Genomic DNA, 10,861 nt, shown 5'->3' with positions numbered 1-10,861 from the left:
CGTAAAGCCACCCGCAACAGGGTGCAGTTCACTAACGATGAATCCGCGCTCAAGACGCTGTGGTTGATGATCTGCAATATTGAAGACAAACGAGCCTTAAAGAGGGCCAAGCAAGGCAAACGAGTCTCAAGAACAGCCGGCAGACTCATGGAAGGAGCCCGAGTTTCTGGCTGGAAACAAGCCATCAACCAAATGGCCGTGGCCTTTCCCGACCGCTTCGACAAATACCTATAAACCTAACCCCACACACAAACAACTTGACACGCTCCTGCGACCGGAAGCACTGGGCAACCCGCGCTGCTGCGCGTCAGGCTGTGGCTTACTGGATTGAAGTGGTCTACAACCGTCGGCGCCGGCATTCCGCTCTCGGGATGGTAAGCCCTGTCGATTTCGAGAACCACACCAGCCTAACCACCAGCAGAAAAGAAATAGCTGCCTAACCACTAGGTAGCTCCACTACGTGTCCACGATTTGCGGGCAACCCCACAGCACAGCTACCCCCGACGTGTCCACATTTCGGGGGTCAGGCCCTTATGTCGAATTCGCCCAATCGGGCTGGCAACAAAAAATTAAAGAACGCCCTATAGCAATCGTCTTTTGCATCGATCAGATTCCACGAGCGTTCCCGGCAATTCTATGAACGAAAACGCAAAGAAGGCAAAAGACTCAACGCCGCAGCAACCTAAAGTCAACACACCCCCAACAAGCCCACCCACGAAGTTGACAACCTATATAGGAACATCCTCTCGCTCTAGCCGTTTTCGAGCAGCCCAAGGAGCCGTTCGCGCAGCTCATTTTTGCGCTCCACCACCGCGGAGTCATCGCTACCGCTGCGCGGGCGGGGCAAGCCCACTTCAATGTCCTCGATGATGGTGGCCTCTGGCCCCGGCGACATGACCACAATGCGATCCGAGAGCAATACTGCCTCATCCACGTCGTGGGTGACCATGACCACCGTGCGGCGGTTTTCTTCCCACACATTCAACAGCAGCGACTGCAGCTGGCGGCGGGTAAGCGCATCCAACGCGCCGAAGGGTTCATCGAGCAATAAGATATCCGAGCCGATGGCGAAGGCGCGCGCCAAACCGACGCGCTGCTGCATGCCTCCGGATAACCGCGACGGGCGCCGGTCGGCCGCATGGCCCAAGCTGACCTCGTCGAGGAAGTCCTGCGCAATCTTGGTGCGCTCTGCCTTCGACAGCTCCGGGCGGGCCGATCGCAGCCCGAATTCGATATTCCCGCGCGCCGTCATCCACGGCAGGAGCGCGTGGTTTTGAAATACCACGCCGCGGTCTGGGCCTGGGCCGGTCACGGCCTCGCCTCGCGCGCGCACCTCGCCGGTAGAGGGACATGCCAGGCCCGCGATCATATTCAGCATGGTGGATTTGCCGGAGCCCGATGGCCCCAGCAGGGACACGAACTCGCCCTCTCCAATGGATACTGAGGTATCCCCAATGATCTTGGTTGGGCCGTAGCTTTTGGTAATACCAGCAAATTCGATATGGGCATTAGTCATAGCGCACCACTTTCTGCAGGGAGGCAACGAGGTAATCCAGGGCCAATCCGATGACACCGATCAGCACGATGACCACGACGATGGCGTCAATATCGAGGCGGTTCCACATATTCCATACAAAGAAACCGACGCCCTGCCCGCCAACGAGCATTTCCGCGGCCACGATGACCAACCAGGCGGTCGATAGCGATTGCCGCATGCCGGTGATAATCCCTGGCAGCGCGGCTGGGCCGACGATGTAGAGGAGCTGTTGCAGCCGGTTCGTGCCGAGCGTGGCCGCCAGGTTCTTATACGTGGGGTGAATCCCGCGGACGGCCTCGATGGTATTGAGCAGCGTCGGCCATAAAGCGGAGAGGATGATGACGAAGACGGCGGTATTCTCGGCATCGCGAAGCAGCGCCAATCCTAGTGGCAGCCATGCCAGCGGGGAGACGGGGCGCAGGATCTGGACAAAGGGATCCGTCGCGCGGCGGAAGGTGGCAGAAGAACCCAACCAAAAGCCCAGCGGAATAGCAATCGCCATGGCGATGACAAAGCCAATGAGCACGCGGCGCAGGGAGGCCACCATGTGCCAAAAGATGCCCACCGAGGTCGGCCCATCCCGGTAGAAGGGATCAGAAAGGATCTCTACGGCCCTATCCCAGGTGCGCGCGGGGGTGGGGGCGATATCTGAAAGCCAGCCCGCAGCCGCGACCGCCTGCCAGATGGCGATGAAGGCAATAAAAAGCGCAATGCCCAGGCCCATCGCCTGCCACGGGCTCTCCCGGCGCTTCTTCTTGCGGCCGGCGGTGCGGCCCGAATTGGGCGCTGCGGTGTGGGTGCCAGTGGAGTGCGCGGTGCTGGTGCTAGCGCTGTGATTTTTCAGTGTGGTCATAAGCGTGGGGGTCCTTAACGCTGGTATCCGGCGGTGGGGTGCAGGGGATCGAAGGAATGGCCGTTGATTTCCACTGGGTCCGTAGTGAGATCGGCTTCGCGCGGCAAAACGGATTTCGTGACATCTAGCAACGCTTGGTCATCCATCGGCATTGCCTTTCCGCCCAAATCCCAGCGGGCCATTTGGGCGGCCATCCACGTAATTGCGGTGACAGAGGTGCTGCCTCCGAACTTAATCATCTGTGGATCCACCAGTTCTTTGCCGTCCCAGGTGGTGTAATTTCCGGCCAACGCCCGCGAGATCAGCTCTTCCTTCTGGTTCAGGTACTTCTCCTTGGCCAGCATGGAGGCCGATTCGTGGACGTGGTGCGGGCTATCGACGTACTGGGCGCCTTCGTGCAACGCCGCGACCACGCGGTCGCGCACGCCCCGGTCCACTTCCTTCGCCACGGCCACCGAGCAGCACGGATGGTTATCCCACATCTGGCGGGTAGGCACAAAGGCCCGGCCCGAGCCGGTAGTCAGGGCGCGCTGGTTGAAGGGCTCTGGGCCAATGAAACCGTCGATGGTACCGACTGAAAGTTGCGCCACCATATCGGCTGGGCGCAACAGGCGCAGCTCCACATCGGAAACCGGATCGACGCCGCCGGCCACGAGGTAATCGCGCAGCAAGAGGGCATGCACCGAGTATTCAAAGGGTATGCCCAGCACCATGCCCTTGAGATCCGCGGGCCGCGACACGGTATCCAGGTGGGAAGTGGACAAGGTCAGTGCCTGCCCGTTGGTGTTTTGCGTAAAAGCCAACTCGGTAGGCCGGGAGGCATTGGTGGCACCGGCATCGATGGCCAACGGCATAGGCGAGAGCATGTGCGCTACGTCTAAGGCGCCGGTGGCATAGGCGGTCCAGAGATCCGCCCATCCCGCGAATTTGCGCAGCTCAACGTTGAGGCCCTGCTTTGCAAAGGCGCCCAAGCCATCGGCCGCGACCAATGGTGACGCGCATGCGATGGGCACGAATCCGATGGTGAGGGATTCCCCGCCCTGCCCGGATTTCCCGGACTAAGCGTTGTCCTCCTGTCGCGCCGAGGAGCATGCAGATAGCACCTGCGAGCCGAGTGCTACCCCGCCCATTGCCATCGCGCTGCGCAGTATCTGCCGTCGCGACAGGTTCCGGTTATGCACCATACGTTCTTTCTTAACTAGACCAAGTGGTTTGTTCAGAATGAACCTAGGCTAGGTGTACCAAGGTGTCAATTTCTAAATTCACAGGTCAGCAAATGCAGTGCACACATTTATATTCACTAATGCAGTGCACACATTTATATTCACTCTAGACCTGCCTTTCTCCACAAAATAGACCCCTTGTTCTAGATTTATATGTGCCTTCGCGTTACGATGGCGCCATCAGTTAATAAACATCTGATACAAGGAGCAATTTAATGTCTGATCTCACCCCGAATCACAACGAAGGCGACGCTCTCGAGCCCATCGACGGCGAGAAGCTCAACGACCTAGCACAGAAGAACATCGACAACCCTGAGGGTGCTAAGAAGCACGTCCGCACCCACACCGAGGCTGACGGTTTCTTCCGCAATAACACCACCGTGCGCGACCACACCATCAAGGTGGGCGAGCCTTTGCCGCTGCTTGGCGATGACTCCGCACCCAACCCCACCGAGGTCGCCCAGGCTGGTCTTGGCGCCTGCATTAACGTTGGTATCCAGGCCATCGCCCAGCACCGCGGCGTTACCCTGACCAAGCTGGAGCTCGACATCGTTGGCGACATCGACCTCTCCCCAACCTGGGGCGTTGGTGACTTGGGCGAGGACAAGCGCCCGGGCGTTTCCGACGTCAACGTTAAGGTCAACATCGACGGCGACGCCGACAAGGAGACCCTACAGAAGATCGTGGACGACGCCATCAAGTGGTCCCCGGTTGTTAATACCTACACCCGCCCGGCCAACCTCACCCACGAGTTGGTCTAAGGTTTAGATAGATAACAGCGCCTGGCAAGTGCCAGGCGCTTTTCTTATGCTTTAGGAGTAACTACAGGAATTGCCACGATTCCCGCAGGCGCTCGAACCACCAGTCGCGGCGGTTGGCCGGGGCGGCCAAGGCGGACAGGCGGTCCGGTTCAGGGGCGAGGATCTCGGCGCGCAGGTGCCCGTCGTGTAGCTGACGCGGCGCGGTGACGTCTTCCTCGAAAAGGCTTCCCGTGGCCAGGCCCGCCGCAGCCGGGGTGACGTCGATGTCCTCGTCATCATAGATTTGCGGCAACGCCGCCACCGCTGCCAAGCCCATATTGATACCAATGGAGGTATCCAGCGCCGAGGCCACCGTAATGTCCATGTGCCGTTCGCGCAGGTGCTGTGCCACCTCGAGGACGCGGCGCACCCCGCCTAGCGGAGCGGGTTTAACCACCGCTACATCTGCCGCCTGCAGATCCGCCACGCGGTACGGATCCTCAACCTTGCGAATGGATTCATCTGCGGCCACGCGCACAAAAAGCCCGTTGCGCATGAGCTGCCTGCGCACCTCCACGAGTTCCTCCGCGCTGGCGCAGGGTTGCTCCATATAGTCCAGCGGCATGAGTGCCTGGGCGGCCTCTACCGCCTCGGCTACGCTCCAGCCGCCATTGGCATCCACGCGCAGCACCGGGATAACGCCCCGGGCACTCACGTGTTCGCGGACGGCATGGACGCGCGCGATGTCATCGGCAAGCGTCTGGCCCTTCTCCGCCACCTTGATCTTGAACGTCCGGCAGCCTGGATAGCGATCCACGATCGCGGGTACCTCGCTGGCGGGAACGGCGGGAATGGTGGCGTTGACCTCTACCCACTTGCGGACGGGCTTAGGAAAGCCCTCGTAAGCGGCCTCCAGCCCGGCGCGCAGCCACGCGGCCGATTCCGCGGGCCCGTATTCCAGGAACGGCGCAAATTCACCCCAACCGGCAGGCCCATCAATGAGCAACGCCTCCCGCGTGGTGATGCCGCGAAACTTCACGGCCAGCGGGAGGGAGACTACGTGGGCGCGGTCGACAACGTCATCGATGTTCATGGAGCCATACTATCCGGCATTACTTATCCCCAGCTAAGTGAGCAAAACCACAATCGCCCATCGAAGCCAATCAGCAGGGTTAATGTTTACCCCCAATGAGTGGATATATTCTGCCTAGTCTACAAATGCTACGAATAATGAGATATATTCTTACATGAGAACTGAACCTCAGTAAGCGTCGGCTCGTTTCCGACGTTGAATGCTCCAGCCGAACCTTCGGGTTCGGCTTTTCTCATATCTGAAAGGTCTTTCCCCTTGTCCCTCTCCTACCGCGTTGGCATCGATGTTGGCACCTATTCTCTGGGATGCACCGCCATTGAAGTAGATGACAATGACCAGCCGAACAATATCTTGAGCTCGGTATCGCTCATTCACGATTCTGGACTAGATCCAGACCAGCAAAAGCGGGCGGTAACGAGACTTGCTTCTTCTGGCGTAGCTCGACGAACTCGTCGCCTTTATCGTCGCCGTCGTCGCCGCATGATAAATCTCGAAAAATTTCTCACCGCCCAAGGATGGGAAACTCGCCCCTTTGAGAATTACTCCGATCCCTATCTCCCCTGGAATGCACGTGTTGCGTTGGTCAATGGATATATCGCCGATGATGCCCAACGCGGAATGTACCTCTCTATTGCTTTCCGCCATATTGCCAACCATCGTGGCTGGCGGAATCCGTACTGGAAAGTATCGAGCTTGTATTCCCCCGATAAGGCGAGCGATGCCTTTGAACAGATCCGCAAAGAACTCGAGAAGTCTACTGGCCGCAAGATCCCAGAGACCGTTACCGTCGGCCAATTAATTTCCTTTGCGCAATTTGGCAAGGACAGGCTACGAGGTGGCGGGAAGAAAAAGGATGAAAAGAAACCACAGGAGCAGGTTAATCAAGCAGTAATCTCGGCCCGTCTTCATCAGACTGATCACGCTCGTGAAATCAACGAAATCTGCCGAGTACAAAAAATTGATGACCCCCTGAGAAAGCAGATTTTGGATCTTGTCTTCGCCGCAGAATCTCCCAAGGGCGCACAGATTGGACGCGTAGGAAAAGACCCACTGCAACCAAAGCTACCCCGTGCTCTAAAAGCTTCCGATGCATTTCAGCAATACCGAATCGCCGCTTTGGCTGGAAACCTGCGTATCTACCGCGACGGTGTTTCTACTCCTCTCGACCGAGACGAAAAACTCATCGTTTTTAACTACCTGATCAACCTCTCTCATAAAGAAGAACCATCGTGGCTCAAGGTTGCCGAGATCTTAAAAATCGACAGGGGCCAGCTCCGCGGCACTGCCACGATGACCGATGATGGTGAACGCGCCGGAGCTACGCCTCCGGTGCACGACACCAACCGAACTATCCTGGGGTGCAAGGTAAAACCCCTCGTGCACTGGTGGGAAGGCGCCAACGACGATGAGCGCGCTGCGATGCTGAAGTCCCTATCCAACTCCGAGGTGGAAGACTTCGACTCCCCAGCCGGAGCACAAGTTCAAGCGTTCTTCGCGAATTTGGATGAATCTGAACAAGAGAAACTAGATTCTCTTCACCTCCCGATTGGGCGTGCTGCATACAGTGAAGACACCTTGATGCGTCTGACTAGCCGAATGCTCGACGAGAATCTGGATCTTTATGGAGCTCGCCTAGCTGAGTTTGATATCCCCAAAAACTGGGCACCTCCCGCGCCTCGAATTGGCGAACCCGTTGGAAATCCAGCTGTAGATCGTGTCCTCAAAGGAGTGGCACGGTGGTTAGAAGCTGCGGCCGACGAATGGGGCGCTCCCAAGTCTGTGGTGATCGAGCACGTTCGCGATGGCTTCATCAGCAAATCCAAAGCCAATGAAATTGACAAAGCTAACAATACTCGTCACAGGCGGAACCGAGAGCTCTTCAAGCAAATGCAGGAAACCCTAGGCATCGACGGAAAACTGCGTAGTTCAGATTTGTGGCGTTACCAATCTGTACAAAGGCAGAACTGCCAATGCGCGTACTGCGGCTCTCCTATTACCTACACAACCTGCGAGATGGACCATATCGTTCCGCGCGCGGGGGAAGGCTCCACAAATACTAGGGACAATTTGGTTGCCACCTGTCATCGCTGCAACTTGGCAAAAAAGAACATTCCTTTTGCTGTGTGGGCTGCGCAAACCAATATTCCAGGCGTCAGCCTCAAAGAGGCACTTGATAGGACGCGACACTGGTCAGAAGATTCCGGAATGACTTCAAAAGACTTTAAGAAATTCCGCAAGAACGTCTGCGACCGCTTAAAACGCACCGTTGTCGATGAACCTTTAGACGCTCGTTCCATGGAATCAGTAGCGTGGATGGCAAACGAACTGCGCGGCCGAGTGGCACAACGCTTCCAAGAAGAAAATACTGTAGTCAACGTCTATCGAGGTGAGCTTACTGCAGAAGCGCGCCGAGCTGCAGGTATCTCCGACAAGCTACGGTTTATTGACGGAACCGGAAAGTCCCGACTCGACCGACGTCACCATGCAGTCGATGCGGCAGTAATTGCATTCACCCAAAACTATGTCGCGGAAACCCTAGCGATTCGTTCCAATAAAAAGCGTGAAGCTCAGCTTCTACAGGCCGCCTCACAATGGAAAGAATTCAACGGATCCGATGCAGAGCACCGCGCTGCGTGGAATGCTTGGCTTCCCAAAATGCAAAAACTGGCTGGCCTACTGCAAAAGGCGCTGGATGAAGATCGCATCACCGTTACCTCTAACTTGCGTTTACGCCTAGGAAATGGGCGTGCACACGAGGACACCATTGGCGAATTGAAGACCGTTCGAGTGGGCGACGCCATCTCCGTCACCGATATCGACCGCGCATCCAGCGAGGCTTTGTGGTGTGCGCTTACCCGCGAACCGGACTTCGATGAAAAGAACGGACTCCCAGAGAATCCAGATCGCCGGATCCGCATTCACGGTACTTGGTATGACGCAGAAGATGAGATTGAAGTATTCCCTGTAGGTGCGGGAGCCATCAAGGTTCGTGGCGGCTATGCCGAGTTGAGCCGATTCCACCATGCACGCATTTACAAGATTCCCGGCAAGAAAGCGCCGGTTTACTGCATGCTTCGCGTCTATACTTCCGATCTCATTCGACACCGTCACGAAGACCTGTTTTCTGTTGAGATCAAACCGCAAACAATGTCAGTCCGACAGGCCGAACCAAAGCTGCGAAAGGCACTGGCAGAAAATACAGCAGAGTACCTAGGCTGGCTCGTCACCGATGACGAGCTGGTCATAGATACGTCTAAGTTCGATACCGGCCAAATCGCGGAGATGCAAAGCGAGCTCGGTCAAGTCCGGCGTTGGCGGTTGGACGGATTTTACTCCCCATCCAAGTTAAGGCTCCGACCACTCCAAATGAGCGCAGAAGGTCTGCGTGAAGATACTTCGATAGGTGCTAAGAAGGTTATTGACCGACCAGGTTGGCTGCCTGCTATAAATAAACTCTTTGGTGAGGGACACGTTACGGTGGTAAGGCGTGATGCATTGGGCAGAGCAAGGCTCACCAGCAATGCGCACCTTCCAATCTCGTGGAAGGCGGAGTAAGAAAATGAATGCTGGATGGCGAGTAATAGACTGTCTGAATCTTCACGGTTCACTTCGATATTCTCGGGGTCAACTCGTCATCAGCAAGGTCGATGCTGACGATGTCGCTATACCCCTATCCCAAATTGCAGTAGTTCTGATCGGATCCAAGAGCTCAATCAGTGGTGCCGTGCTTCAGAAGTTTGGTGACTATGACATCGCATTATTAGTTTGCGATTGGCGGGGCGTTCCAGTGTCTGGCGCCTACCCATGGAATCAGCACTCACGGTTGGGTGCACGACAGCAAGCACAAGCGCAACTCTCTATTCCTAAAAAGAAACAGGCCTGGACTCGGATAGTCGCTGCCAAAATCCACGGTCAGGCGTCCGTATTGAAAGCTCTACAAAAGAACGGTGCCAATGAACTGGTTAAACTATCTCGCACTGTAAAGTCCGGGGATCCCGAGAATCGGGAGGCTCAAGCAGCCCGAAAATACTGGTCCTGTCTATCGCATGACCAAGCATTCTCGCGCTTACCCGGTGTCGGCGATCCTGGTTGGAATTCCGCATTGGATTACGGCTACACGCTTTTGCGTGGCTACGGGATTCGTGCCATCGCCGGTGCTGGACTATCTGGAACACTCGGTGTGTTTCATCATGGCCGTGGAAATAACTGGGCTCTTGTGGACGATCTCATGGAACCCTTCCGCCCCATGGTGGACCAGATCGTATTCACAACCATCAACTATGGAGATGAATTAGCTGCTTCTCAAAAGACGGCAATTTCCACTGCTCTAACTTGGGCCTTCGAAGCTGATGGAAAATCATTAAGCACCGTTTTTAATGAATTTGGCCAGCACTATGGTCTGTATGTCGAGGGAGCAGTTCGTAATCTAAGCGTTCCCCGTTGGGAAGGAATCCTCGATGCCAGCGAAGGATAGTGAACCAATGTGGTGTGTGGTGATGTTCGATCTGCCTGTTAAATCCAAGAAACAAACTAGTGAAGCGAACAAATTCCGAAACCATCTCTTGGATCTCGGATTCTGCAGGTCTCAACTAAGCGTTTATGTCCAGTACTTCCCACTGTCTTCTAGAATCGCTTCGACCGTCAAACAAATAAAGACGGCTCTCCCAGAAGGTGGCGACATCAGGATAATTTCCGTCACTGATAATCAGTGGGCAAAAGCCATCAGATTTTCTAAGGCAGAGCCGGCTGAAGTAGAGGAAAAGCCATCCCAACTCGTAATTTTTTGAAGCAGGATCACCGATAAACTCCAGTTAAACGGCCTTTTTGGGCCGCACTGAAGTCTATCAGGGGTAATGAGAACTGAACCCCAGCGTCCATGCGCCCAAACCAATCAGAATGGGAAGTCTATCAGGGGTAATGAGAACTGAACCCCAGCTCTTACCTCGACATACGGCGTAACGTACGAAGTCTATCAGGGGTAATGAGAACTGAACCCCAGCCGTCTCGCCACGTGGTGCTTTCGCTCCAGAAGTCTATCAGGGGTAATGAGAACTGAACCCCAGCTCGGTGCTTGGCGTGAGAATGACCCGATGAAGTCTATCAGGGGTAATGAGAACTGAACCCCAGCCCATCGACTGGGTGACACCGAATCGTTCGAAGTCTATCAGGGGTAATGAGAACTGAACCCCAGCTGAGGGGGAGCGCGCGCGCAATCCTCGTGAAGTCTATCAGGGGTAATGAGAACTGAACCCCAGCCTTGCAGGTGGCGTTGATTATGCGGTTAGAAGTCTATCAGGGGTAATGAGAACTGAACCCCAGCAGTCTATCCGCCGTCGTCATTGCAGCGCGAAGTCTATCAGGGGTAATGAGAACTGAACCCCAGCTTTTGCGCAGCGCTAATTAGGTTCTCTAGAA

7 protein-coding genes, 4 pseudogenes and 1 CRISPR repeat array (1 of these 12 only partly in view) are annotated in these 10,861 nt (G+C 55.9%); of the genes and pseudogenes, 7 read left to right on the top strand and 4 right to left on the bottom strand.

Going from position 1 to position 10,861, the window contains the following annotated elements; translation table 11 throughout:
• The 3 pseudogenes from ABRP87_RS02840 to ABRP87_RS02830 all read left to right on the top strand — a co-directional run.
• Window positions 1-234: pseudogene (locus ABRP87_RS02840) on the top strand (IS256 family transposase); the annotation flags it as partial.
• A gap of 56 nt (window positions 235-290) precedes the next feature.
• Window positions 291-440 (top strand): annotated as a pseudogene (locus tag ABRP87_RS02835) (IS3-like element ISRhosp1 family transposase); the annotation flags it as partial.
• Window positions 441-521: 81 nt separating this feature from the next.
• Window positions 522-677: pseudogene (locus tag ABRP87_RS02830) on the top strand (IS110 family transposase); the annotation flags it as partial.
• 74 nt (window positions 678-751) lie between these two features.
• Here the strand turns inward: ABRP87_RS02830 and ABRP87_RS02825 are convergent.
• The 3 genes and pseudogenes from ABRP87_RS02825 to ABRP87_RS02815 form a co-directional block, all read right to left on the bottom strand.
• Window positions 752-1,516: an ABC transporter ATP-binding protein gene (locus tag ABRP87_RS02825; protein WP_349867608.1), complete on the bottom strand. Its 765-nt coding sequence runs from the start codon at window positions 1,514-1,516 to the stop codon at window positions 752-754.
• The gene (locus ABRP87_RS02820) at window positions 1,509-2,390 is read right to left on the bottom strand and encodes an ABC transporter permease (RefSeq protein WP_349867607.1); all 882 of its coding nucleotides are present in this window, start codon (window positions 2,388-2,390) and stop codon (window positions 1,509-1,511) included. Before ABRP87_RS02820 ends, ABRP87_RS02825 begins: the two co-directional genes overlap by 8 nt.
• A 14-nt stretch (window positions 2,391-2,404) precedes the next feature.
• Window positions 2,405-3,574 (bottom strand): annotated as a pseudogene (locus ABRP87_RS02815) (ABC transporter substrate-binding protein).
• A gap of 254 nt (window positions 3,575-3,828) precedes the next feature.
• On the opposite strand from ABRP87_RS02815, the gene ABRP87_RS02810 reads away from it, so the two are divergent.
• Complete coding sequence (locus ABRP87_RS02810; protein ID WP_239268790.1) at window positions 3,829-4,374, top strand: OsmC family protein; 546 nt, start codon at window positions 3,829-3,831, stop codon at window positions 4,372-4,374.
• Window positions 4,375-4,435: 61 nt separating this feature from the next.
• On the opposite strand, the gene ABRP87_RS02805 is transcribed toward ABRP87_RS02810, so the two are convergent.
• Complete coding sequence (locus ABRP87_RS02805) at window positions 4,436-5,446, bottom strand: o-succinylbenzoate synthase (RefSeq protein WP_349867605.1); 1,011 nt, start codon at window positions 5,444-5,446, stop codon at window positions 4,436-4,438.
• A 255-nt stretch (window positions 5,447-5,701) separates the two neighbouring features.
• On the opposite strand from ABRP87_RS02805, the gene cas9 reads away from it, so the two are divergent.
• From cas9 to cas2, 3 genes are read left to right on the top strand one after another with little or no spacing between them, the layout of a single operon-like run.
• Complete coding sequence (cas9, locus tag ABRP87_RS02800) at window positions 5,702-9,001, top strand: type II CRISPR RNA-guided endonuclease Cas9 (RefSeq protein WP_349867603.1); 3,300 nt, start codon at window positions 5,702-5,704, stop codon at window positions 8,999-9,001.
• Window positions 8,967-9,920: a type II CRISPR-associated endonuclease Cas1 gene (gene cas1, locus ABRP87_RS02795; protein ID WP_349867602.1), complete on the top strand. Its 954-nt coding sequence runs from the start codon at window positions 8,967-8,969 to the stop codon at window positions 9,918-9,920. Before cas9 ends, cas1 begins: the two co-directional genes overlap by 35 nt.
• Entirely contained in the window at window positions 9,904-10,233 is a 330-nt protein-coding gene (gene cas2, locus ABRP87_RS02790) for a CRISPR-associated endonuclease Cas2 (RefSeq protein ID WP_349867601.1), read from the top strand. The genes cas1 and cas2 overlap by 17 nt, the downstream gene beginning before the upstream one ends.
• A gap of 49 nt (window positions 10,234-10,282) precedes the next feature.
• Window positions 10,283-10,861: direct repeats of the CRISPR family, unit length 36 nt; unit sequence GAAGTCTATCAGGGGTAATGAGAACTGAACCCCAGC; it runs 545 nt beyond the window's last position.

It is taken from the genome of Corynebacterium sp. KPL2830, assembly GCF_040225635.1.
In the GTDB taxonomy this organism is placed as follows: Bacteria; Actinomycetota; Actinomycetes; order Mycobacteriales; family Mycobacteriaceae; genus Corynebacterium.
The sequence above is the reverse complement of the archived record's forward strand: the minus strand, read 5'-3'. Positions and strand labels throughout refer to the sequence as shown.